The following is a 25,363-nucleotide window of genomic DNA, read 5'->3' as shown; positions in this document are numbered from 1 at the left end:
TGTCATGCCCGACTTGATCGGGCACCTCCATCTCGTCTAAAAACCTATATTGCTACACATGGAACTCACACAGCTCAAATACTTCTTGGAGGTGGCGCGTACGGAGCATGTCACGCAAAGTGCAAAGAACCTCTGTATTGTTCAACCGGCCCTCACGCAAGCTATACACAAGCTCGAAGATGAGCTAGGTGTATTGCTGTTCAAGAATGCAGGGCGTAACATCAAGCTTACGGACAGCGGAAAGTTCTTTTACGAAAAGCTTCAGCCGCTTTACGAAAATATGATGGCGCTTCCGGCGCTTTTGAAAGAAACGGCGAACAAGCAGAACAACAACGTGAAGCTGAACGTTCTTGCGGCATCGACGCTCATTACGAGTGCTGTGATTGAGTACAGGCGTAGTAATTCCGACATCGATGTGGATATTGTGCAGAACGAAGAAACGAGCGTCTTTGACATCTGCGTTCGTACTTACGCGAATTACAGACCGGAACTGGACAACACTGAAAGTGACGAAACGTTTGTCCATTCCGAAAAGATTTTCTTGGCCGTTCCAAATACCGCGCAATACAAAAAACTCAGTTCCATATCGCTGTTTGACTTGAAGGACGAAAAATTTATTCGTCTTTATGGTTCAAAACAGTACCGCCAGATTTGTAATGAACTCTGTGATAGCATCGGATTCCATACGAATGTAACGTTTGAAAGCGATAACGCGTCCGTTGTCAAGGAGGCTGTTGCTGCGGGTATCGGAGTTGGATTCTGGCCGGAACTTTCGTGGGGAAAAATGGATCACAAGCGCGTCCGTCTTCTCGAAATTACCGATACGGACTTTAAGCGCGATATCGTCATTTCGCTCCGTCGCAACAAACAGGATAATTCCAAGACGGAACAGTTCTACAATTTCCTGACGAAGTACATTCTCCGTCGTCGTCAGCAATGCAAGCGAAAGTAGAAAACGAAAAAGCCTTCACGTTTATCGTGAAGGCTCTTTTGTAAAAGTATGATTCAACAATTAGTTGAAAGTGAACGAGGCAACAACGGCAAATGAGTTGAAAGTGGCTTCGCCTTTATAACCGACAAGTTTGGTATCGGCAGAGGAATGATTGTATGATAATGCAACGCCTATGCCGAGTTCATTGTTCACCCACCATTCCTTGCCTACAGACAGGTTAAAACTGAAATTGGCGTGGTGCTCGGTGACGACTCTGCCACTGGCACAAAATTCAGAGTAATCTGCTAAACCGGCCGTAGCGCTAAAATAAATGTTGGATTCATGAGGAATGTAGTATGTAATACCGGCACCAAAGACGAGGACTTTGTAGGCTTCATTTTTGAGAGGTAACGTTGAAGTTTCGCCTTCGCTGTTAGATGCTTTGATGTCTGTAACGATTGAACTTAAATTAATGGTTGCGTGCAAAATAAAGTTAGGGACAATGGCTCCGCCTATTTTAAAACCAGATTCGAGCTTCGCACCTTTACTTTCTATTTTGACGCCTTCAGTCTTTATCTCGTTGACGTAATTTCCATACCCCAAGCCGGCGATGCCGTTCATGAAAAAGCCATCGTGTGTTTTGGGTGCTGACGTGGCAAATGCGCAACATACAGCAATTGTGATGAGCAAAATGATTTTTCTCATGAACAAATTCTCCTTTTGATATTCGGGTTAAAAAAAGCCTCCATGTAAAACACAGAGGCTCCATACAAGTTTTTATTAAACGATTAGTTGAAGGTGAGGGAAGCTACGATTGCAAATGTGTTGGAACTAGCTTCAACCTTATATTTTTTAACGTTGCCGTCAGCGGAATTGTGGGTGTAAGAAAGAGCAACACCGAGACCGAGTTCGTCATTCATCCACCATTCCTTGCCAACGGTAATGTTGAAACCGATGCCGTTATCAAGGTCGGTAAGGTCATAATCATTGCCATCGAAGGTGATGCTGATGTCTGTCAAGCCTACAGAAGCACTCACATAGATGTTGCTTTCGCTAGGGAAGAAGTAGGTGAGGCCGCCACCGAGCATGAAAATATTGAAGCCATCGTGAGCAATCTTTTGAGATCCAGAGTAGCCTCTTTCCTTACCTTCGAGATCCGGGAAAAGAACGTTCAGGCCAATTGTTGCGTGCAGGATAACGTTCTGAGTGACTGCACCACCAATCTTGAATGAGCCTTCGTATGCAAAGCCCTTGCATTCCAAAGTGGCCAATCCCTTTTCAACTTCTTCTTCAAAGCCGGAGTAGCCAAAGCCCATCGTGCCGTTCAAGAAGAAACCGTCATGAGTTTTCGGTGCGGAAATTGCAAATGCGCTCACAGCAGCGAGAGCAATAGACAAAAGAAATTTTTTCATATAATGTTTTCCTGATAAGTTTTTTGTTTTATGCAAAGCTAATAAATCGCAGTTTTTTTCAAAGCGTTTAGATTTTGATTATGTGTAAAAATACGTTTACGTGTATCTTGGTGATACAAAGTTGGCTGTTTATCAGAGTGTTCTTGTGTTTACGGGTGCAATTTACCGCTCTCCTGATTACTATCTTTACCCACGTTATGATTATCCATTCCTTCAAAATGGGCTTCCAGTGATTGGCGCCGTTAGCTTCTTTCTAACCACTAATCACTAACCACTAACCAATTAACTAGAATCATGCAATTCCGTCCTGTAAAAGAACAGCTTGAAATTTTGATGCGCGGCGTTACTGACATTGTGCCGCAAGACGAACTCGAAAAGAAACTCCAGAAGTCTTACGACACCGGCGTTCCACTCCGTATCAAGATGGGTGTGGACCCGACGGCTCCGGATGTCCATTTTGGCCATACGGTCGTGATGCGCAAGCTCCGCCAGTTCCAGGACCTCGGTCATACTGTTGTGCTCATTGTGGGCGACTACACGGCACAGATTGGCGACCCGAGCGGCCGCAATAAGGCCCGTCCGCGTCTCACGCACGAACAGGTGCTCGAAAACGCAAAGGAATACCAGGAACAGTTCTTCAAGGTTGTTCGTCGCGATCAGGTTGAAATCCATTATAATGGTGAATGGTTCTCCAAGCTTCCGTTCAGCAAGGTTACCGAACTCATGGGACAGTTCACTGTCGCCCAGATGCTCGAACGTGAAGACTTCCATAACCGCTATGCAGCCAATACGCCGATCAGCCTGCACGAATTCATGTATCCGATGATGCAGGGCTACGATTCCGTTGCTATCCAGAGCGACGTGGAACTCGGCGGTACCGACCAAAAGTTCAACGTACTCCGTGGCCGCGACCTTCAGCTTTTCGAAGGCATGGAACCGCAGATCGGTCTTTTCATGCCGATTCTCCTCGGTACTGACGGCAAGGTCAAGATGTCTAAGTCCATCGGTAACTACGTTGGCCTTAACGAACCTGCTGACGTGATGTACCACAAGATTTACAGCCTCTCCGACAGCATTGTCGAAAACTGGTTCGAACTTTTGACGAACATCCCGCTCGAAGAAGTCAAGCAGATGATGGCTGATGTCGCTTCGGGCAAGATGAACCCCAACGAAGCCAAGCATCGCCTCGCTATCGACATCGTGACGCAGTACTATGGTGCCGAAGCTGCCGAAGCTGCTGCCGCCAAGGAACGTGAAATTCACAGCGGTAACGCCATTCCGAGCGATGCTGCCGAATGTAGCGTTGATGCCGGTTCTTATGGCGCTCTCGATCTCCTCGTGAACATCAAGGCTTTTGCTTCCAAGGGTGAAGCTCGTCGCATGGTGCAGAACGGTGGCGTCAAGATTGGCGGTGAAAAACTTGCAGACCCGCAGGCCCAGATTGAAATCAAGGGTGGCGATCAACTCGTTGTCCAAGTGGGCAAGCGCAAGTTCTACAAGGTGAACTTCTAAGGTTTATCATGTCTAGGGAAATCTTAGTTCTCGGTCTCAATCCTGCATGGCAGAGGGTGTTCTTTCTGGATAAGTTTACTCCAGGCGAAGTGCACCGCATCTCCAAGGTCAAGGAATACGCTTCGGGCAAGGGCATCAACTGCTGCCGTGTTTTGCAGCTTTTGGGTGGCACTCCTCGTCTGATGCATTTCCTAGGGACCGGACATGGCGAGAAAATCTTTGACGAGCTTTCTGTTTGTGGCATTCAGCAGGTTCCGATTTGGATCCGTGAAAACACGCGTATCTGTACGACCATTGCCTGCAATGGCGATACAACGGAACTTGTCGAACCGTCTCCGATGCTTGCCGATTCCGAGAACGACGATTTTGCACAAACGCTAACGGACCATTGGGATTCCACGCAATACGTTGCTCTCTGTGGAACGTTCCCGCAGGGCTTTAACGCAAAGATGTTTAATGATCTTGACTTTAATGGCAAGCATATCTTTGTCGATGCTATTGATGGAATCGATGAACTTCTTGCGAAGGGCGTCGAACTCTTGAAAATCAATATGCTAGAATACTGCAAGCTGCTTGAACGCTTGAGCATTCCGTTGGTCAAGTCTAGTCCGCAGTTCTGGAAGATGACGGCAACGGCTGTTCTCGAACGCTTGCCTATCAAGAACCTTGTCGTGACGGATGAAGATTCTCCGGTTCGTGCTTTCCGCCTTATGGAAAAGAAATTCCAGGGAGTCCAGCTCCAGCCGCCAACAATTACGGTCAAAAATGACATTGGCGCTGGGGACTCGTTCTTTGCGGGCTGGCTCTATGCTTTTGAACAAAACTTGAGCTTTGAAAATTGCTTGGCCAAGGCAACGGCCGTAGCCTGTGCTCGTTGCGAAGTGGAACGCCCGTGGAACTTGAGCCTTGATCGCGTCGCTGAGTTTGAAAGCGAACTTGCTGGAAAGGTCGAACGTCTCGAATAAGGTTTTGCCATGGAAGACCTTTTTGTTCCTTTGTTTGCCTTTGCGTCGAACGTGGAATTCTTTGGAACCTTCCCTGAATGTCAAAACTTTGTTCAAAAAAACATTCGTTTAGGTGAAATTGTTGAATTGCCCGATGGCCGCGGTTTTGCGGTCGTTCTTGGCGTTGGCTCGCTTCAATTTTCAACAAATTTGGCTGTATTGCTATCCCGTTTTGCTGCGGAAGGCCCGTTTACGCATGTGGTGCAGGCGGGAATTTGTGGCGCCTATCCAGGGCGTGGACTTAACATTGGTGATGTTGTTCGAGTCGATTCCGAGAGGGTAGGGGATTTGGGCGTTGTCGAGCGCGATGGAACATTTGTTCCTTGGTACAAAGTTTGCAATGGCTCCGAAAATGCGCAAAACTCGGTCTCTGCACTCGTCTACGAATCTTCTTCGTTGCGAGGCGTTCCCGATGGGCTTGCAAAATTGAAATCCGTGGCTGGTCTCTCTGTAAACTGCTGCACGGGGACCGCTGCGATGGCCTCTGAGCGTGTCGAAAACTTCAATGTCGATGTCGAATCGATGGAAGGAGCCGCCTGTTTCTCGATTTGTCATGCTTTCGGCATGCCCTGCCTCGAAATTCGTGCGGTAAGCAACTTTGCTACCGACCGTGACAAATCCACCTGGCGCATTCCTGATGCTCTTTCTGCCCTTCGTACGGTTCTAAGCTCTACCCACTAAATTCAGCCAACTAAATCTTATGCAACTCTCTCTCGGTATTTCCACTTGCCCCAATGACACGTTCATCTACGAAGCCTTGATCCAGGGGCTCGATAATTCCCCTTTCGAATGGAAAGTAACGTATGCCGACGTGCAGACACTCAACGAAATGGTTATGCGTGGCGAACTGGATGTGGCAAAAATCAGTGCTCAGGTCTATCCGCAAATTCGGGATACCTACCGTTGCCTCGGTTGCGGGGGCGCTATCGGGTACGGCTGTGGCCCGCTTTTGCTCTCTTCGGAGGGGAGTACGTTCAATCCGGACCTTTCGACAACCCTTCCGGGCGCAAATACGACTGCTGCGCTCCTTTTCAAGTTCTGGTACGCCCATAAGTTCAAAAACGCCCCAAAAATCGATTATGCGTTGTTTAACGAGGTCTACCAGGGGCTCTTGAGCAAAAATACCCTCCAGGGCGTCACTATCCACGAACACCGTTTTACGTGGAAGCGCGACGGACTCCACCTTTTGCAGGATCTGGGGGCCTTCTGGGAGCAAGAAACAGGTTCTCCGATTCCTCTGGGGATTGCAGTTGCCAAAAAGGAACTTGCCTTTGCCGAAATCGAATCTGTCGAACGCGAAATCCGTCGCAGTTTGCAAATTGCCCGCCAAAGGAATAATCCGGTAACGCCATTTATTGTCGAAAAAGCTCAAATCGATGACGAAGAAGTCATCCGATCCCATATCGCGATGTTTGTGAATGATTTTTCAGAAAATGTCGGTGAGGCGGGTTGGAGGGCTTTGGAAAATCTGTGGCGGTTATCACACTGTTGATAAGTTGTTGAATTACTCCAAACCTATGTAATAGTTTGTAAACGTAAACGTAATTTTGCAAAACAGCGAATTTTTAGCAAAAACTTTATTTATTTTCCAAAAAGCATCTTTTTTTGGAGTTTGCTTATGAGTTTAGTAAACGATCTTGAACTAGAAATTGAAAATTTCAAACGCGAATACGAAAAGTTCGAACGCGGCAACAAGTCTGCTGGTACACGCGCTCGCAAGGTCTTGCAGAATATCAAAAAGACCTGCCAAGAGATCCGTGTTTCAATTCAAGGTGCAAAGAAGGAGGAGGAAAAGGACGATCTTCCGAGCGAGGATTGACAGATAAGTTTTTCCCCAAAATGGCTATACCTGCGTAATTTTTACACGAAAAATGGCGTTTTTGACGAAAAGTATTTGACTAAAGTCATTTTTGAAGGTATATTCCACCATGGGTTTTGTGTTTGCCAAACAGGCAAGCGTATGTTTAACGAATTTAAGTGTTCTATGATTGGAGAAACGTAGCAGTATGACCCTAAAGAAACTGGTCTTAATTACGGCCGGGGCGATGCTTCTTTCAGGAACCGCCATGGCAAAGAATATCAACGTGCCTGGCGATTTCGCAAAGATTGCAGATGCTCTCGGAAATGCGGATGCCGGGGATACAATCCTTGTCAAACGCGGTGTTTATAACGAAAACATCACCTTGATTATGGGTGTTGTTCTTAAAGGTGAGGACCCATTGTCTACCATCATCGATGGTGGCCGCCGCGGTCCGACCGTCATGGGTACTTCGGGCGCCGAAATGTCGCACTTCACTGTGAGGAACGGTCTTGAAGGTATCCTTTGCGAAAACGCAGCCCCCTACATCCATCATTGCTATGTGATCGATAACCATGCAACGGGTATCGGTGCTTTTATTTCTCTGCCTTGGCTCCGCAACAACGTGGTCTACGGCAACCGCTGGTCCGGTATTCTCGCCTGGGGTGCTAAGTCTCTCGATGCTTACATCGAACAGAACGTTGTGCTCCGCAACGGCTACTCTGGCCTTGCTTTGAAGGGCCCGACCAACTTGGTCGCCCGTAACAACATCTTCATGGAAAACCACTACTACGGTGTGTTTGCTGACCCGGCTGCCGGTCAGACGAAGGTGGAATACAACAACATCTACAAGAACTACTATCCGTTCAACCAGTTCATCAAGGTGAACCGCACGAACGTTTCTTTGGACCCGAAGTTCATGAACCCGTCTCTCGGTAACCCGAACTTCTTCTGCCAGTCCACTTCCCCGATGATCAAGCGTGGTAAGGGCAAGTTGGATATCGGTCTTACTGCAACTGACGTCGTCAAGGAAGAAGAAGCTGTCGAAGAAACCCGTAATCCGGATACCGATGGCGATGGCCTTTGCGATCCGTGGGTTTCTGAAGAAGGTCTCTCCGAAAAGTACGCCGGCACTTGCTCTGGTTTCGATAACTGCCCGGAAGAAGCCGAAGACTTCGATGGTTTCCAGGACGACGATGGTTGCCCGGATGCCGACAACGACCGCGACGGTCTCTGCGACCCGTGGGTTGAAGCTAAGGGTATGCTTTCCCAGTACGCTCACATCTGTAAGGGTGTGGACCTCTGCCCGGAACAGGCTGAAGCTTTGAACAACTACAAGGACGACGATGGATGCCCGGACGAAGTTCCGCAGCCGCCGAAGAAGGTCTTCGTTCTTGAAGGTGTGAACTTCGAATCCGGTAAGGCTACCATTACTCAGGACTCCTACATCTCCTTGATGAAGGTTGTCGATATCATGGAAACCTTCCCTGAAGCCACATTCGAAATTGTGGGTCATACCGATAACATCGGTAACAAGGACAAGAACATGACTCTCTCCGCAGACCGTGCTAACGCTGTGAAGAACTTCCTTGTCGAAAAGGGCATTGCCGAAAGCCGTATGACTACAAAGGGCTTGGGCGATACAAAGCCTGTTGCTTCCAACAAAACACCTGAAGGACGTGCGCAGAACCGTCGTATTGAGTTCACCCGCACGGATATTAAGTAAAGGAGTAGGTGATGTTGCGTACTAGTTTCATCAAGACGTCCGCTCTCGGACTTGCCGTAGCCAGCACATCTTTGTTTGCAGAGGCCACCTACACGCCGAATAAGTATCAGCAGAATGACTGGTTTGCCGAATTTGGTGGTAACACCTCTATGTATGTGAACCCGGCTGGTATTTCTGAAACTGATCAGCTCGAATTCAGTGCTGCATTCTTTAGCACCATTAGTGGCGAAGCTAGCCAGGAATATGTCAGCTTGACATACCCGATTGACTACAAGCACACATTGGGCTTCTCTCTTTTCGAAAACGGTGCTTCCATTGAAGGTGGCGAATCCTATAGCGAAATTGCCGCTCAGTTCGGTTACGCTTACAGACTCTTCCACTTGCTCTCTCTCGGTGTCGACCTCTCTGTCTTGTACATCAACCAGTTTGATGAACTCAAGCAGCTCACTGTCGGTGCTGACGTAGGCTTCAGCTGGAACCCGCTTGCTTCTTCGAAGTATGGTTACTTGCTCATTGGCGTTGCCGTGCAGAACCTCCTTGCTCCGGCTGTCAGCGAAGCTGATGGCGACGGTAGCTTCAAGTTCGTGCTCATGGGCGCTGACGATGCTTACAAGATTCCGACGAACCTCAACATTTCGTTGTTCTATCGCGGATTCAACCGTCTTCTCGAATTCAAGGCCGAACTCTCCGTGATTGACCTCATCCACGATTCTAAGGAAGGTGGTAAGGGTTGCAACCTCGAAATGAGCTTCTCCTTGACCTATTATCTTTCTTCTCACCTCGGTGTCCGCGGCCGCTTCACTAAGGAAGGCTACCCGGTCCTCGGTGCTACGGTTAACGTCAAGGATGTCAGCATCTTCCGTTACCTCGCTCTTGACCTCGAAATGTCTCACGACGATCTCTGGGCTAAGAAGAACCGTGGCTTTGTGTGGGCTGTCAAGCTGACTTCTCGCTTCGGTGATACCCGTGAAGAGAAGATCGGTGAAGAACGCTATCGCCGTTTGAAGATCGAACCTGAAAACGACTACCGTGCTGCAATGCGTCTCTACTTGAACCGTGAATTCCTTGCTGCTGCTTATGCATTCGGTAAGGTTCAGACCAAGTACCCGGCATTCCACCTTGTCGACCAGGCTGCTTTCTATAAGGCAAAGTCTTTCGAAAACCTCCGTATGCACAAGGCTGCTAAGTCCATCTACGAAGACGCTATCAAGCGCTATCCGCAGAGTGACCAACGCGCCAAGTACCACTTCCAGTTGATGAACATCGACTATAAGGAAGGCAAGTACACGGAAGCTATGAACAAGTATCAGAACATTGCTCAGAAGTTCGGTGAAAGTGACGTGAAGGCTGACGCTGACTACGTTGCTGGCCAGATCAAGTTCGAACAGGGTCTCTATCAGGAATCCGTTGACTTGCTCGCCTCCATTCTTCCGGGTAACGCAAACTACTTCTACGCTCGCTATACCATGGGTATTGCTAACAGCCGTATGAGCAAGTTTGACGAAGCTGAAAACTGCTTCCGCGATATTACGGAACAGCCGGTTTCCAACCAGTCTGAACGCGACCTTCAGGACGCTGCAAGAGTTAAGCTCGGCCACCTCTTCTTCTCTGGTGAAAAGCCGGACATCGCAGCAGCTGCTCAGATGTATGGTCAGGTTCAGAAGGAATCTCCGGTGTTTGACGAAGCTATGCTCGGTATTGCTTGGTCCTTCCTTAAGGTTAACAAGCCGGATGAAGCTATCAAGCCGGCTAAGTGGATCATCAGCAACCTTCCGGAATCCTTCCTCGTGTCTGAAGCTTACCTCGTTATGGGTTACTGCTACTTCATGAAGAAAGATTACCAGAACGCTCTTGAAGCTTTGACTCAGGCTGAATCTCGCACGGAAAAGCCGATTGTGTCTGTTGCCGCTCGCGACAGTGCTCGTCAGGCCTACGATGCAATGCAGAGCCAGTTCGATTCCGTTCAGGTTATCGCCTTGGATCTCGCTCGCCAGTTGCCGACTCCGCGTGTGGAAAGCAAGCGTGAAGCTTTGCGTCCGACGTTCAACAAGGCTAACCAGGCTATTGAAGATTACGCAACGTTTATGCAGAGATCTATCCAGAGTGACCGCTTTGAATCTAACCGCAAGCGCATTTTGGAAGACGCTGGCTTTACAAAGGCAACCCTCATGTCTAAGATGGGTGGTGCAGGCGGAACCAAACAGTCCGGACCTGATATGCCCCCGTTGGAGGACGACCTTTAGTTAAAATTCGGGCCCGCTTAAAACCGGGTCCGTCCTTTTTATTTTTAGAAAATCATAGGTGGATAGAGAACGATGAAAAATCTATTGCTCGTCTCAGCAATTGTGTGCTCCATGGTAGGAACATCTTTTGCTGCATCGGACCCGTGTAAGGATAAAACAACCGAAGCAAAGAATCTTTACGCAAAGTGCAAGTCTATTGGAAAGGGCAATGCTGGTTATGATCAGTGCGCCAGCTCCTATAGAGTGATTAAGAACCAGGCAGAACAGGCTTGCCGTTCTGGTGGTCTTGACGAAAAGGGCATGCGCGATGCTATTGCCCAGTGGGAAAAGCAAGTTGAACGTTGCGCCGGCAAGATAAGCAACCGTTGCGCTAGCTCTTTGCAGCAACTTGGCCACTATCAGTTCCAGCTCGAAGAAAAGCAGTTCCTCGACAAGAACGCCCAGTATGAAGAAGATGTTGCATGGTGCGCTGACCGTGATAACAAGCCGGCAAAGTGCGCTAACATCAACCAGTTCCCCAAGCCGGATCACCAGAAGTCCTTGGGTTACTTCCTTGAATACATCGACAAGTATCCGAAGGAAGCTAAGGCTCCGACCGTGATTTACCAGGCTGCTGCTGTGCAGGAAGCAAGCGGCGAAGACGACAAGGCATACAAGCTTCGTATGCAGCTCGTCCGCGACTTCCCGGACAACGGTCTTGTGCCGAAGGCATGGCTCCGTATTGCAGAATACCACTTCATGAACCGTAAGTTCAAGGACGCTATCAGTGCCTATAAGAAGGTGACTGGCTTCGAGAACCTCACGGGTAAGGAAGCTGCACTTGCCATGTACCACTTGGCCGAATCCTACTACAACACGGCTGAATACGAAATCGCCGCTAAGCAGTACTTCGACTACATCGTCGGTGCTGACAAGGGTAAATACCCGAACGACTTGCGCGCTGAAGCTATGGACTTCATGGCTGCATCCTTCTCTGACTTGGAAGGTGGTGGTGTCCAGGAAGCTGAAGCATTCTTGAAGGACAAGAAGGTTGCTTTCAAGGACTCTGTCTACTACCGTATCGGTATGAAGAACAAGGACCATGACCGTAACGAAGAAGCTGTCCAGTCCTTCAAGCGCTTGATGAACATCAACCCGGACTACATCGACGCTCCGCTCGCCGATATTGCTATGATCGAAATCTTGATCGTTCAGCAGAAGTTCGAAGATGCTCAGGCACACCGCTACGAAGTGGTGAAGCGTTACGACCGCAACTCTTCTTGGTACAAGAAGAACCAGAAGTATCCGGAATCTGTGAAGAATGCTGAAGCTGCCATCCGTGGCGCTATGCTCGACATTCCGCAGTACCATCATGCTCAGGCTGCTAAGCTCACCAAGGAAGGTGATATCGAAGGCGGCAAGAGACAGTATGCAAAGGCTATCGAAGCTTATGAAGCATTCTTGAAGCGCTATGCCAAGGAACCGACCTGGGATGAATACAAGGTTCACATCAACCTCGCTCTCGTCTATCAGGAAATGGGCCAGCATGCTAACGCTGCCAAGATGTTCAACTGGATCGTTGAAACTGACACGACTCGCTACGGCCGTCGCGAAATGGGTTCTGCCGCTCTCCTCTCCAAGGATGAAGCTGGTTATAACGCCGTTCTCATGATGGACCAGGCTCGTGAAAATGCTCGCAAGACCAAGGCTAACGATGACGCCGTTCAGGCTTACAACTTGCCGGAAACCAAGGCCTACTTCGACCAGGTCGACAAGTACATGGCTAAGTTCGGTAAGAACAAGGAAGCTGCAGAACTTGCATACAACGCTGCTATCGTTCATTACGATGCAAAGCAGTTCAATGTTGCTGTGAACGTTCTCCGTAAGCTCAAGAAGGACTTCCCGAAGCATCAGTATATTTTGCTCATCAGCCGTATGCTTGCTCAGTCTCTCTTGGAATCCAACCAGCTCGATGAATCTCTCACCGAATTTGAATGGCTCCTCAAGCAGTACAAGGCCAAGGAAACTCGCAACGACTCCATGGCTGCTGAAATCGAAAAGGCTATCGCTTACGTTCTCTTCCAGAAGGCAGAAACCTCTGTTAAGGAAGGCAAGAATGAAGCTGGTGCAAAGGCTTACTTGGACCTCGTAAAGCGCTACCCGAACATCGACATTGCTGACAAGGCAATCTTCGAAGCTGCTGCCGCTTACGAAGCTACCAACCAGTACAAGAAGGCTGCAGAAACCTTCATGCTCCTCCCGAAGAGCTATGCTAAGTCTCCGCTCACGGTTAAGGGTGTCTTGCGTGCTGCTAGCAACTACAAGAAGGACAAGCAGCCGGTGGTTGCTGCTAAGACGTTCTTGTTCATTACGGACAACTTCCCGCAGGATTCTATGGCCTTCCCGGCAATCGGCTTTGCTGCTCAGACCTATGACTCCATCCCGGATAAGAAGAACGCTGCTCTTACCTTCGAACTTGCTTACAAGCGTTATCCGCAGAACGAAGAAACTCCGGCCTTCCTCTATAGCGCATGCTTGAGCTATGACGAAGCCAAGATGACTAACGAAGCTATCCGCTGCTCCAAGGACCTCGTCCGCGACTATCCGAAGAGCTCTTACGCTGTTGACGCTGCCTTCTCTATCCCGATGGCATACGCTAACGCTAAGAAGTGGGACCTCGCCATCCAGGAATATCGCAACTTCATCAAGATGTACCAGGAAGACAAGGAAAAGCTCATTGCCGCTTACATCGGTATCGCTCGCGCCTACCGCAATGTGAAGGACATGGACAACTCTGTTGACGCTTACAAGAAGACTCTTGAAGCTTACGACAAGTACGGTTTGCAAATCAAGAATGCAGATGCCGCTATCCCGGCCGAAGCTGCTTTCTACATGGGTGAATACGAATACAACAAGATGACTCCGGTTGTCTTGAAGGGTAAGGAAAAGGAAAAGGCTAAGATCATCAAGAGCTTGGTCGAAATCCTCCAGAAGGCTATGGGTCACTACTCCAAGTCTGCTGCCTACGCATCTGAAAAGTGGACCTTCCGTGCCACCAACAAGATGGGTATGCTCTTCGTGACGATGGCTGCAAAGATTCGTGAACAGCAGCTCAACGGTAAGAAGGAAGAAGAAAAGTTTGCAGAACGTATCGGTATCGTGCAACAGCTCCCGTCTTACTACGAACAGGCTCGTCCGATCTTCCAGAAGAACATCGACCTTGCTCGTGACCAGGGCTTCTACAACAAGGACGTGATTGCTGCAGAAATGGGTTACATCGAAATGTACTACCAGGGCTGCGCTGTGTTCGTCGAAGTTGCTGATGCATTCGCCAACTCTCCGCTTCCGGATAGTGCTTTGATCGTCCGCGAATACGTGGGCCAGGGCATGGTGAAGGATGACGCTATCATGGCTGCACACGAAGACTTGGAAGCCTACCGTGAAGAATTGAACAGCCGTTCTGATGCCGCTAAGCAGCTCGCTATCCCGCAGTGCGCAACCGGTATCAAGGCTTCTGCTCACTACGGTATCGATAACGAATGGACGAAGAAGCTCTTCGAAACATTGAGAACTTTGGACGAAAGCAACGAAGATCTCAATACCCAGATCCAGAAGTTCGATCCGTCTACGCTCTTTGCTGACCCGACTTACTTCAAGTTGAAGGCTCGTATCGAACAGATCGAACAGTCTGACGCTATGACCCTCGAAGAAAAGGTCGCAACGTTCCGCAACATCGTCAAGGAAACTAAGGACGATCGCGCTAAGCTTGAAGAAGAACTCGCCAAGCTTAAGGAATGGACCGCTAACCCGAGCTTGATCCCGGCTTCTGAAAGAGGTGTTGAATCCACTTCCGAATCTTCTAGCGACGAAGTGATTGAAGATACCCCGAAGAAGGGCAAGAAGGGCAAAAAAGCCAAGGCTGAATCCAAGAAAGCCAAGAAAAAAGCCAAAAAAGGCAAGAAAAAATAGCGGTAAAAACTATTTTACGGGGAATCCTAGTTCATGGGATTCCCCTATTTTATTGGGCTTGAGAGCGATTTGCATGCGGTAAAGAAAGTTTTACTACTAAAATCTCCCACAACGCTCCAAAAAAAAATAAATATGAACGAAGATTATCAAAAACAACAAAAAAACAATAACTCAATTAAAGGAGTCTCTAATGTCTAAATTGCTTCAATCCTTCAGCCCTGAATCTGATGGTTACCAGTTCATGTGGATCATCTTGGTCGTGTTCATCATCGGCCTTGGTTTCTCCCTGGAACGTGTTACCTACATTATGATTAAGAGCTCCAAGGGCCGCGCTAAGTTCATGGCTGATTTCGGTAAGCTCGTTATGCAGAACCAGCTCGAACAGGCTCTCCAGTTCGCTAAGAGCTCTAAGCTCCCGATCGCTAAGGTTATGGACGCTATCGTTGGTGCAAAGCTCAACTGCAAGGATGCTGACAAGGCTCGCGACATGATGACTGCTGCTTCTGACGCTGTGTTCCTCACCGAAGCTCCGCGCCTCACTCGCTACATCTCCATCATTTCCGTTATGGCTTCCATCTCCACGTTGCTCGGACTTATGGGTACGATTTACGGTCTGATCTACACCTTCGACGCTGTTGCTAACAAGCCGGCTTCTGAACGTGCTAAGGCTCTTGCTGATGGTATTGCTATCGCTATGGGTACTACGCTCCTCGGACTTCTCTCTGCAGTTCCTCTTCTCGTCATCGTCGGTCTTCTCAACATGAACTCCGAACGCCTCATCCAGGAAATGGAAGAAAAGGGCCTCAAGATTATCAACTCCCTTGCTTAATCATCAGAGAGTTTAATTTTAACTGGAGTTTATAAAACATGGCAAAACAAATCAAGAAACCAGGAAAGGTCGAAGAACCGGATTTGCTTCCGGCGATGGGCTTGTTCACCATCTTGATTCCTATGCTTCTGACCATGACTGCTTTCTCCAAGCTCGCTATCGTCGAAGTCAATCTGCCTGAACGCAGCCAGATGCTCATCGACGATCAGACGCCTCCTCCACCTGATGAGCAGGCATTGAACTTGTCCCTCGCTATCGCTGGCAACTATCTTGTTATCGGTGCTCGCGGTGGTTTCCAGCCGAACGTCTATTTCAAGGAAATGTGGACGTTCCGTTGCAAGTCCGATGCTCAGCTCGTTACATATCCGATGGAAGACGTAAAGGCTGCTGTTGAAAGTGGACACGGACCGAAGTGCAAAGATGGTTCCGAAATGGACAAAGAGAAGTATCTCTATGAAATCGAAACCATCGAACTCTGGGCTATTCAGAAGGAATCTGAAGAAGATCCGGGTAAGGTCATTTGGGCCGCTTATAAGAACGACGGAAGTGCTGAAGAAGCTCACGCTGACAGTGCTTACGTAGATGGCGCTAACAACTTCTTGTCTCTTCCGGGTGAAGGCGTAGGTGGCCTTCAGAAGCCGGCTGCTCTCAAGGCTCCGACTCCTGGCATGGCTCTCGCAACGCTTCAGCCGAACTCTGCCCGTACTCTCAAGCCGGGTGACAAGACTATGATTTATCCGCTTTCTGCATACGATCTCATTGCTAAGGATTTGATCGCTATCCATACTCAGTTCATCGACTTGGACGACGTTGATAACATTATCATCGTTGCTAACGACGATGCTCAGTTCGATAAGATCATCCAGCTCATGGACCGTGCTAAGGAAGCTGGTTTCAGCAAGATCAACCTTGCTAAGTTGGGAGGTTAATCATGGCTAGAAAATCTCGTAAGTATAGCGAAGACGTACCTTTCTCCTTAACGTCCATGATGGACATGATGACCATCATCTTGGTGTTCATGATTAAGAACATGGACGCTGAAGGTCAGCTTTTGACTCAGGCAGAAAACTTGATTCTTCCGATCTCTACCTCTAAGGTTCAGCCGAAGGAAGTGTCTCTGACTGTCGTGGTCGATGCTAACTACGTTATCGTTGACAATGAAAAGGTCGTGCCGACCGCTGACGTTCTCGCTCAGGAAGACCTCCTCGTTACGAAGGTGGACGAAATCTTGAAGGATCGTCGCGCAATCGAACAGGAACACGCTCTCAAGATGGGCCTTCCTGCCGATGAAGCCGGTCACATCATTGTTCAGATTGACAAGAACATCCCGTATGATGCGATGTATAAGGTCATGGCTACTTGTGGCTTCTCCGGATACACGAACATCGCATTCGCCGTGATGCAGAAGAACGGCGGGGAGGAATAATCAATGGCTAAGAAGAACATAGATCCGTTTATTGCGTCGCTCATGCCGGAATCCGACAAGAAGATGGGCGCAATCGCCGGTGTCTCTCTTGTGATCGCTTTGGCTATGTGTATTTGGGCTTCCATGTACGAACAGGTCGTTGCTGAAGTCGTATTCGACAACGCTGATTCCGTGGACCTTACTACTTCCATGCAGATTGAGCAGAAGGAAGAAAAGAAGGAAGAAAAGAAGAAGCCCGAACCGAAAAAGCCTCGTAAGAAAGCTGGTGGCGGTGGCAAGCCGCGTGGTAAGGGTCAGCCGAACGCTCCGCAGACTCGCGGCGTGCTCAAGCTCCTCACTGCACAGACCAAGAATGCCTCTGCTGCTGCTTATGACTTGATGAAGAACCAGAAGTTCACCAAGGACATCGATAAGGTGCTCAAGGACGTTGCTGGTCTCCAGACTACGGGTAAGACCGTTCTCGGTGGCCGTCGCGGTAAGGCTGATGGTGGCTTCAACGAAGGTTACGCAGAAGGTGGTTCCGGTGGTATCGGTGACGGCCTTGCAGGTCTCCTTGGCGGTGGTGGCGGTGGTATCGCTACTAAGGCTAAGGGCTCCATCAAGACTCCGTCTATGCGTGATATCGACATGGGTGCCGGTGGTGGCTCTCGTTCCGCAGCAGACATCATGAAGGTTGTCCGCCAGCGTACTCCGGGTCTTCGCCACATCTATAACAAGTGCCTGAAGAAGAAACCGGGATTCCAGGGTAAGGTTACCTTGAAGTTCACGATCGCTCCGGGTGGCGAAATCATCAGCATTTCCACTGTGTCTTCCACGACCGGTTTCAGCGAATTCGACAGCGAAATCAAGAACGCAGTCAGCCGCTGGACCTTCAGCAAGGTGAAGTCCGGTAACACGACGGTTACTATCCCGTTCACGTTCTCCGAATAATTCACTTGGAAAGCTTGAAAAAAAGACCAGACGAAAGTCTGGCCTTTTTTGTTTTCTGTTTTTGGAAGACGAAATGTATCAAAAAAAATCGTTTTTCATTAAAATTTTGTTGCGTTTTTTATTTTATAAAACTAACTTTATAAATGAATTTTCAATAGGAGTTATTCCATGAACTTAAAAACCGTAGCTGCAGTTGGCACCGCAATCGGAATTTTTGGTGTCGGTTCTGCATTTGCAACATTTGCCCGTATCGAATCTATGGGTAAGAATACGACTTACATCATGGACGATGTGAGCATCTTTGATAACGCGGCAAACATCAACCTCTACTCCAACTACTTGATCGGCGAATTTGGCCCGTACACGGATCGTGTTGAAGTGGGCGCAAACCGTGATCCTCAGCATCCGAACTTTGGTGGTATTTTCTCATTCTCCATTGGTGGCGAAAATAATCCGGACCCGCGTATTTCTATCGGTGGTCTTTTTGGCCGTATCAATGCCGACCTCTTCCAGTATTTGCCGGATGTCGTGATTGGCGATAATGGTTCCAAGACTTCTGTTCCTGAAACGGTCACGAACTTCGACGGTTTCTTGGGCGGTACGCTTTTGAACGGTAACGCTTGGGGCTTGCATGTGTATATCGCAACGCAGGACGGTGGCGACAAGGGCGAAGATGGCAACTACCAGGTGAAGAAAAACGCCTTTGCTTCTGTTGTGCAGGCCGATGGTGGTATGAACTTCCAGTTCACGAACTACTTTGACTTGGAATTTTCTTTGGCTTTGGCCCGTATCCAGTATGGTCCGGAACACCACAACTTCTTTGATGATGGAAACTTCTCTTGGTTGATCAAGTCCCGTGCTTTCTTTACTTTGGATGCCATCAACGGTGAACTCGTTCCGGCCTTGAACCTCAAGTTCATTGAAGCTCCGGGCTTGGATGAAACGCATGCTCAGGTTGGTGTCGGCGTGAACGTCGCTCTTGATCGTGGCTTCTTCTGGATGGGTCTTGACTTTATCTGGAACAAGAGAAAGGCTCATGACTGGATCTTCGATGCCATCAACAAGACCTGGACTTACGATTCCCGTAACGAAGACAACAAGCATTGGGACGAACGTACCGATGTTGGTGGTATGATTAGCTTCGGTATCGAACGTAACATTTGGTGGGATTGGTTTGTGATCCGTGTTGGCGGTCAGAAGTCTATCCTTTACACAAAGTGCAATGTTCATGACAAGAACATCGACAAGTACAATGACAAGCAGTATGGCATTTGCAAGGATGATGGCAACTTCTTCAGCACGAACCCGCTTGCTGATGGAACTTCCAAGGACCACGTTGGCTTCGGTTTCGGTATCAACATCGAAGAAAAGTTGAAGATCGACGTGACTGTTGCTGAAGACCTCCTCTTCCGTAACCCGTTCCAGGGCGAAGGCAGACTTTTCTCCAGAATCTCTGCAACGTACTCGTTCTAACTGGTCATTAGTCAATGGTTAGTAGTCATTAGTTAAGGTCATTGGCTTGAGTCGATAATTCTAACGACTAATGACCAACAACTAAACACTAGCAACTATTTACGAAACGCATTCCACTTGGGTGCGTTTCTTTTTTTATTTTATGAGCATGAAAAAGATTTTGTCCCTCATATTTCTCGTTTTGCTTTCGTCTTGTTCAGAACCGACGGAGCGCATTGAAAAGAAACTCCTTCCGTATTTGCAAGAAGACTTGAAGTTCATGGTTGCTGAAACTCTGAATGCCAAGGCTACAAAGGAAGACTTGCTCGACGAACCGTATTACAAGATTCGTGATTTTAGGTTGTTCGAAGGCGCCGAAGCTGAGATTTATGCGGCTTATGCAGAAGTCGATTTTTACATCTACAAGAACATGGCCATTTACGAAAAACGCAAGTACCGTTACGAAGTTCATGGCAGACATTGGGACCGTTATTCCAAGGTTCTGAAATTCGGTAAGGATAAAAATCCGTAGGTAATAATTACATCTATTTTAGTTATATTTTCGGATGGGAATTCCATTAAGAGGGTTAAATTTTGTTCGGACTTTTCTCATGTGATATCGGTATCGATTTGGGTACCGCAAATACGCTTGTCCATGTAGCAGGACAGGGCATTGTCATTAATGAACCGACTGTGATTGCGGTGGACCGTAAGAGCAATCGCATTACAGCGATTGGTGCTGAAGCTAAGAAAATGCTTGGTCGTACGTCTGGCGAAAGTCGTGCCATTCGTCCGATGCGTGACGGTGTTATTGCTGATTTTGAGCTTGTCGAAAAGCTTTTGACCACCTTTATCAGGCGCGTGCAGCGCTATCCGATGTGGATGGCAAAACCGCGTGTGGTGGTTGGCGTTCCGAACGGAATTACCGAAGTGGAAACGCGTGCCGTGATTGATGCTATCAAGATGACGGGGGCCAAGGAAGTCCACTTGGTCCATGAACCGATGGCTGCTGCAATTGGTATGGGCATCCCGGTTGAAGAACCGGTCGGTAACATGATTGTGGATATTGGCGGCGGTACGTCCGATATCGCTGTGATTGCGTTGAACAAGTCCGACTGCAACGGCTCTGTGCGCGTGGGCGGTGACGAAATGGACGAAGCGATTGTGCGTTACTTGCGTACCATGTACAACCTTTGCGTGGGCGAAAGCACTGCCGAACAGATCAAGATTCAGATTGGTTCTGCAAATCCGCTCGAAGAAGAATTGACGATGGAAGTCAAGGGTCTTGACTTTATTGCCGGTATGCCACGCACGATTCCGATTGGAAGTGCTGAAATCCGTGAAGCCATCAATGAACCGGTGACAGCAATTATCGAAGCGGTAAAGCAGGCTTTGAGCATGACTCTCCCGGAACTTTCTGCCGATATTTACGACAAGGGCATTATCCTCACGGGTGGTGGCTCCCAGTTGCGTGGTCTTGACGAACGTATCCGCAAGGAAACGGGCCTCTCGGTTAACGTGATTGACGATCCGATGACTTGCGTTTGCAAGGGTGCTGCTCGCATTCTCGAAGACCTGGACAAGTATCGTCCTGTTTTGGTCGCTTCTTCGACGTAATTTTTTGAAATTGCACTTCGATGCTTAGAGCTTTTCGCTTTATTATCGATTTGTTTACCCAAAGGCATGGCGTTGTCGCTTTTGCCTTTTTTCTCGTTTTAGGCATCTTGATGCATGCGTCTTCGACGGCAGTGCGCGAGAGCATTGTCTCTACGGCGCTTTCGTCGGTGTTTTATCCGGTGCAGTTGCTGGTATCGTCTGTAAATGATTTTAAGTCGTTACAGGCCGAAAACGAGCATCTGAAAGAAGAAAATGCGCGGTTGCGTCAGGAAACGTACCATGCAAGCGAAGGTTTGCAGGAATTGGCAAGACTCCATACGCTAGTGCGTTTTGACGACAAGTGGGATTTCCCGATTGTGACTTCGCGTGTAGTGGGGCACAATCCAGGGCGTTTCCTCACAACGCTTGTCATTAATCGCGGAACGCATCATGGAGTCAAGGACAACATGCCGGTGTTCTCGATGAACGGGCTTGTGGGGAAGATTTCGAAAGCGATGCTCACACATTCCCGCGTGCAACTTTTGGTGGACCCGAACTTGAAGCTCTCCGTGCTTGAACGTCGTACGCGCGTAGTGGGCTTTTTGGAATCTGTGGATGGTCATTTGCTTTCGGCGATGATTCCTTCGCATGCAGGCGTTGCTGAAGGTGATACGCTCATTACGTCGGGGCTAGGCGGCATTTTCCCGAAGGGGATTCCGGTGGGTACCGTGCATAAGGTTCGCAAGGCGGATTTGGACGTGATGAGTCTTATGGATGTGAAGCCTTTCCAGGAATTTTCGACCTTGGAAGAAGTGTTTGTGATGCAGAAGGATCCCGATTGGATTATCCAGGAGTTGCTTGATGAGTAATTACGGATGGCTAAAGACGCTCCTGATGTTTGTCATCGCTTTTGCGGTACAGTCGACGATTGGCGACTGGCTTAAGATTTTGGATGTCGGGCCTGACTTTATCCTCATCTTTATTGTGTCCGTGGCTTTGCGTTTTGGGGCAGGGACTGGCTGCTTTTGGGGTTTCTTGGCGGGGTTCACGCTAGATGTCTATGCTCCGGTAGAATGGCTTGGCGCCAATACGATTGCGATGACGATTGTGGGCTTTGCCGTGGGGCAGCTCGAGGAACATTTCCTTACGCTGAATTTGCCTCCAAAGGTGGGTGTTCTTGGCCTTGCTTTTTTTGTGAACGATATGTTCTATTTCCTTATTACAGGTCTTGAGAAAAATGTCGTAACGACTCTTTTTGTAACAAGGACTGTGCCGGAGTGCGTTTACACCATCGTTATCGGTGGTATTTTGTTCTACCTCACTTCGGGGAAGAAGTCGAATGTATAGTGAGGCGGAGAACGAAGCGAGAGTTCGTAGGAACTGGAACGTCCTGATTTTCTTGGCGGCGACGATTATTCTTTTTACGGTGATTTTGTTCAAACTGTTTTCGTTGCAGTACATCCATTACGAAGAGAATTTTCAGCGTTCTGAAAACAACCGTTTGCGCAGAATCGAATTGATTGCCGATCGCGGCTACATTTACGACCGCAATGGTCAAGTGCTGGTGCGTAACCGTCCCTCGTACCAAATTGCGCTCCAGGCCCTTGAAATGCCCCGCAAAAGGGCGGACAGGGATTCTATTTTCCATCGATTGCTGAATATCTGTGATGCTTCGGGGGCGCATCTTTTTGATTCATTGTCGCTCGATACCGCGTTCCAGAGGATTCGTTGGGTGCGTACGCGTCCGGTTCGTATTCTGGAAGATGCTACGATGGAACAGGTGGCGGTGATTGAAGAACATTCGACGGAGTTGCCTGGTGTAACTGTGATTATCGAGTCTCGCCGCGAGTACCCGTACGGAACGCTTGCTTCGCATGTGCTTGGTTACACGAGTGAAATTTCGGAAGAGCAATTGAAGCTCCCGGAATATGCATCTTATTCGCAAGGAGACCGCATTGGACAAAAGGGATTGGAACAGGAATACGATAAGGAGTTCCGTGGGAAAAACGGGCTCAAGCTCGTGGAAGTGAATGCTTCGGGCCGTGAAGTGCGTACGCTTTCGGATGTGGGCGGTTTTATTGCTCCGGAACCGGGTTTGCACATGGTTTCGACAATAGATTTGAAATTGCAAAAGGCCGCGGAAGCGGCGATTCCTGATACAGCGAAAGCGGCTTTGGTGGCGGTGGACCCTCGCAATGGTGAAATCTTGGCAATGGTTTCTTCGCCGCGCTTGGACCCGAATATTTTTTCGTTAAAACGTCGAGAACGCAATAAGGGCTGGGCGCATGTAGCGCTTGATTCCATGAGACCTCTTACGAATCGCGCTATTTCGGGTGTTTATCCTCCGGCATCGATTTTTAAACTTGTGACAGCTGGGGCTGGGCTTGAAGGTGGAATCATTTCGGAAACAAAGTATTACCCGAAGGCATGTACGGGCGGTTACCAGTATGGCGCGCGCTACCAAAGATGCTGGGGCGTGCATGGAAACTTGAACGTTGTGCATGCACTTCGTCTTTCGTGTGATGTGTATTTTTATCAGGCTGGTTTGGAAATCGACATGGCGCGTATAAACGAATTTGGCCGTCGATTTGGCTATGGCGAAAAATTGCTCGGTGTGGATATTCCCGGTGAACGTGCGGGATGGCTCCCGGATTCGGCTTCGTTTAATCAGCGTAACAAGCGCCTCGGCTGGCGTTGGGCACGCGGGTTGATTTTGAACCTTTCGATTGGGCAAGGGCAGATGGTAACGCCTTTGCAACAAGCTGTGTTTATTGGTTCCTTGGCTACGAATAAGGGCGTTTATCGTCCGCACTTTATGAAAGAATTGCAGGATGCTCAAGGAAACGTTGTGCGCCGTTACGAGCCGGAAATCATCCGTCCGGGAACGATGAAGCCTGAAACGCATCGAGTGCTTTTGAATGCCATGGATTCTGTGGTCAACCATCCGGGTGGAACAGGAAAGAAAGGCGCTGTGCCCGGAATTCGCGTCGGCGGAAAGACTGGTTCTGGCGAATGGAAAAAGGGGCAAAAGACGCATGCTTGGTTTGCTGCCGTGGCGCCTCTGGAAGACCCGCAAATAGCTGTTGCCGTAATCATGGAAGCTGGCGGTGGTGGCGGTTCCGTGGCGGCCCCGATTGCTCGAAAGGTGTTGATGGCCTTCTTTGGTAAAGAGGAGGAGGAACAATGAGTAACGAGCGAATACTGGATAAATCGCGAAAGTTTGACTGGTTCTTTATCGGTGTCACCCTCACGCTTATGACCTTTGGCGTGTTTCTTGTTTATTCGGCGACCGTGGGCGAGGAACTGGCCGTTTACGATACGCACTGGTTTAGGCAAATCATATACTTCTTGACAGGGATTGCGATTGCCGTGGGCCTTGTGTTTGTAAAGATTGACTGGCTCAAGCGTGCTGCAGTTCCGTCTTATGCAATTGCGCTTATTTTACTTGTGTTCGTGCTTATTTTTGCGGGCGATGTGAAGGGCGCCGGGCGTTGGATTGACTTGAAGATTATAAAGCTCCAGCCTTCGGAATTTGCAAAGATTGCGTACTTGATTACGATATCGTATTGGCTTTCGAAACATCCGGTGAGTTTGTATAACCTCAAGACGTTTTTGGTGCCGCTTGGACTATTTATTGTTCCGTTCTTGCTCGTGCTAAAGCAGCCGGATTTGAGTACCGCGCTTGTCTTTACGGCGGTGACTCTTGTTGGGTTCTTTTTTGCGGGGCTCACTTTTACGGATTTATTCCTGATAGTAAGTCCTGTGCTGTCGGTGCTGTTTTTACATTCGCAGTCTATGGTGTTTCAGGTACTTTGGGGCATGCTGATTTGCGTTGTCGTATTTTCGGTGCTTCGTAGGCATTTGTCCAAGAAACTTTCGGGTGTGATTATTGCAACGAACATTTTGGCAGGGTATGCAAGTTCGATGGTGTGGAACATGCTGGAACCGCACCAGCAAAAGCGTGTGAACACGTTCTTGGATCCGATGAGCGACCCGCTTGGCGATGGCTATCAGGTGTTGCAGTCGTTGACGGCTATTGGTAGCGGGGGAATTGGCGGCAAGGGCTTTGGAAACGGTTCGCAGACGAACTTGTCGTTTTTGCCCGAAGAACATACGGACTTTATTTTCAGCGTGCTCGGTGAACAATTTGGTTTTGTCGGGTGTGCTGCAATCCTTGTGCTGTTTGCGCTGTTTCTGTGGAGAGCTTCTTCGATTTGCAGGACTAATGACGACCCGTTTGTGACGCTTGTGACGATGGGCGCTTCGACAATTTTCTTGTTCCATATTACCGTGAACATTGCAATGACGATTGGGCTTATGCCGGTCACGGGGCTCCCGCTTCCGTTCCTCTCTTACGGTGGCTCGTTCGCGCTTGTGTGCATGTTCCTTGTGGGGTTGTTGATGTGCCTACGGTACCAAGGAAATAAGTAATTAAATAAAATTTTACCATACAGTTCGCCTGAAAAAGCGTGTTATATGAGTGTCGCAGAAAAAATGCTCGCATTTTTTCTATGACCGAATGACACCGCGGACGCCGAAGGCGTCAAAAGCGTGTT

General features: G+C 48.7%; 22 protein-coding genes. 20 read left to right on the top strand and 2 right to left on the bottom strand.

Translation table 11 applies throughout. The features are described 5' to 3' along the window. Positions 1–58 precede the first annotated feature (58 nt). Entirely contained in the window at positions 59–952 is an 894-nt protein-coding gene (locus BUQ91_RS12480) for a LysR family transcriptional regulator (RefSeq protein WP_074209515.1), read from the top strand. Between the two features lie 60 nt (positions 953–1,012). Here the strand turns inward: BUQ91_RS12480 and BUQ91_RS12475 are convergent, their stop codons facing one another. After that, positions 1,013–1,636 carry a hypothetical protein gene (locus BUQ91_RS12475; protein WP_074209514.1) on the bottom strand — a complete coding sequence of 208 codons (624 nt, stop codon included), beginning with the start codon at positions 1,634–1,636 and terminating at the stop codon, positions 1,013–1,015. A gap of 83 nt (positions 1,637–1,719) precedes the next feature. After that, positions 1,720–2,343 carry a hypothetical protein gene (locus BUQ91_RS12470; RefSeq protein ID WP_074209513.1) on the bottom strand — a complete coding sequence of 208 codons (624 nt, stop codon included), beginning with the start codon at positions 2,341–2,343 and terminating at the stop codon, positions 1,720–1,722. A 294-nt stretch (positions 2,344–2,637) separates the two neighbouring features. Between BUQ91_RS12470 and tyrS the strand changes: the two genes are divergently transcribed. The 19 genes from tyrS (at position 2,638) to rodA (ending at position 25,238) form a co-directional block, all read left to right on the top strand. Further along, entirely contained in the window at positions 2,638–3,855 is a 1,218-nt protein-coding gene (gene tyrS / locus BUQ91_RS12465; protein ID WP_074209512.1) for a tyrosine--tRNA ligase, read from the top strand. An 8-nt stretch (positions 3,856–3,863) separates the two neighbouring features. Further along, complete coding sequence (locus BUQ91_RS12460; RefSeq protein WP_072829234.1) at positions 3,864–4,820, top strand: 1-phosphofructokinase family hexose kinase; 957 nt, start codon at positions 3,864–3,866, stop codon at positions 4,818–4,820. Positions 4,821–4,829: 9 nt separating this feature from the next. Then, the gene (gene mqnB, locus BUQ91_RS12455) at positions 4,830–5,540 is read left to right on the top strand and encodes a futalosine hydrolase (protein ID WP_074209511.1); all 711 of its coding nucleotides are present in this window, start codon (positions 4,830–4,832) and stop codon (positions 5,538–5,540) included. Between the two features lie 19 nt (positions 5,541–5,559). Then, a complete protein-coding gene (locus BUQ91_RS12450; protein ID WP_072829230.1) occupies positions 5,560–6,351 on the top strand; it encodes a 1,4-dihydroxy-6-naphthoate synthase in 792 nt (263 codons plus the stop codon). A gap of 126 nt (positions 6,352–6,477) precedes the next feature. Beyond that, the gene (locus tag BUQ91_RS12445; RefSeq protein WP_014546551.1) at positions 6,478–6,678 is read left to right on the top strand and encodes a hypothetical protein; all 201 of its coding nucleotides are present in this window, start codon (positions 6,478–6,480) and stop codon (positions 6,676–6,678) included. Between the two features lie 247 nt (positions 6,679–6,925). After that, a complete protein-coding gene (locus BUQ91_RS12440) occupies positions 6,926–8,383 on the top strand; it encodes an OmpA family protein (RefSeq protein WP_254794427.1) in 1,458 nt (485 codons plus the stop codon). Positions 8,384–8,394: 11 nt separating this feature from the next. Next, a complete protein-coding gene (locus tag BUQ91_RS12435; RefSeq protein ID WP_072829226.1) occupies positions 8,395–10,626 on the top strand; it encodes a tetratricopeptide repeat protein in 2,232 nt (743 codons plus the stop codon). A 72-nt stretch (positions 10,627–10,698) separates the two neighbouring features. After that, positions 10,699–14,574 (top strand): tetratricopeptide repeat protein, encoded by a 3,876-nt coding sequence (locus tag BUQ91_RS12430; protein ID WP_072829224.1) that lies wholly within the window; start codon positions 10,699–10,701, stop codon positions 14,572–14,574. A 190-nt stretch (positions 14,575–14,764) separates the two neighbouring features. Beyond that, complete coding sequence (locus BUQ91_RS12425) at positions 14,765–15,403, top strand: MotA/TolQ/ExbB proton channel family protein (protein WP_072829222.1); 639 nt, start codon at positions 14,765–14,767, stop codon at positions 15,401–15,403. Between the two features lie 38 nt (positions 15,404–15,441). Further along, positions 15,442–16,332, top strand: coding sequence for an ExbD/TolR family protein (locus BUQ91_RS12420; RefSeq protein WP_074209510.1), 891 nt, complete (start codon positions 15,442–15,444; stop codon positions 16,330–16,332). 2 nt (positions 16,333–16,334) lie between these two features. After that, complete coding sequence (locus BUQ91_RS12415; RefSeq protein ID WP_072829218.1) at positions 16,335–16,829, top strand: ExbD/TolR family protein; 495 nt, start codon at positions 16,335–16,337, stop codon at positions 16,827–16,829. Between the two features lie 3 nt (positions 16,830–16,832). Then, positions 16,833–17,759 carry an AgmX/PglI C-terminal domain-containing protein gene (locus tag BUQ91_RS12410; protein WP_072829216.1) on the top strand — a complete coding sequence of 309 codons (927 nt, stop codon included), beginning with the start codon at positions 16,833–16,835 and terminating at the stop codon, positions 17,757–17,759. A 168-nt stretch (positions 17,760–17,927) separates the two neighbouring features. Next, positions 17,928–19,232, top strand: a complete 1,305-nt coding sequence (locus tag BUQ91_RS12405) for a hypothetical protein (RefSeq protein ID WP_072829214.1) — start codon at positions 17,928–17,930, stop codon at positions 19,230–19,232. 148 nt (positions 19,233–19,380) lie between these two features. Continuing rightward, positions 19,381–19,743: a hypothetical protein gene (locus BUQ91_RS12400; RefSeq protein ID WP_254794426.1), complete on the top strand. Its 363-nt coding sequence runs from the start codon at positions 19,381–19,383 to the stop codon at positions 19,741–19,743. Positions 19,744–19,805: 62 nt separating this feature from the next. Then, a complete protein-coding gene (locus BUQ91_RS12395) occupies positions 19,806–20,828 on the top strand; it encodes a rod shape-determining protein (RefSeq protein ID WP_072829212.1) in 1,023 nt (340 codons plus the stop codon). 20 nt (positions 20,829–20,848) lie between these two features. Further along, positions 20,849–21,676 (top strand): rod shape-determining protein MreC, encoded by an 828-nt coding sequence (gene mreC / locus BUQ91_RS12390; RefSeq protein WP_072829211.1) that lies wholly within the window; start codon positions 20,849–20,851, stop codon positions 21,674–21,676. After that, entirely contained in the window at positions 21,669–22,154 is a 486-nt protein-coding gene (gene mreD, locus BUQ91_RS12385) for a rod shape-determining protein MreD (RefSeq protein WP_072829207.1), read from the top strand. Before mreC ends, mreD begins: the two co-directional genes overlap by 8 nt. Continuing rightward, a complete protein-coding gene (gene mrdA / locus BUQ91_RS12380; RefSeq protein ID WP_072829204.1) occupies positions 22,147–23,994 on the top strand; it encodes a penicillin-binding protein 2 in 1,848 nt (615 codons plus the stop codon). Before mreD ends, mrdA begins: the two co-directional genes overlap by 8 nt. After that, positions 23,991–25,238: a rod shape-determining protein RodA gene (gene rodA / locus BUQ91_RS12375; RefSeq protein WP_074209509.1), complete on the top strand. Its 1,248-nt coding sequence runs from the start codon at positions 23,991–23,993 to the stop codon at positions 25,236–25,238. The genes mrdA and rodA overlap by 4 nt, the downstream gene beginning before the upstream one ends. The last annotated feature ends 125 nt before the right edge of the window (positions 25,239–25,363 follow it).

The organism is Fibrobacter sp. UWB11 (assembly GCF_900143015.1).
Taxonomy (GTDB): Bacteria; Fibrobacterota; Fibrobacteria; order Fibrobacterales; family Fibrobacteraceae; genus Fibrobacter.
The sequence above is the reverse complement of the archived record's forward strand: the minus strand, read 5'-3'. Positions and strand labels throughout refer to the sequence as shown.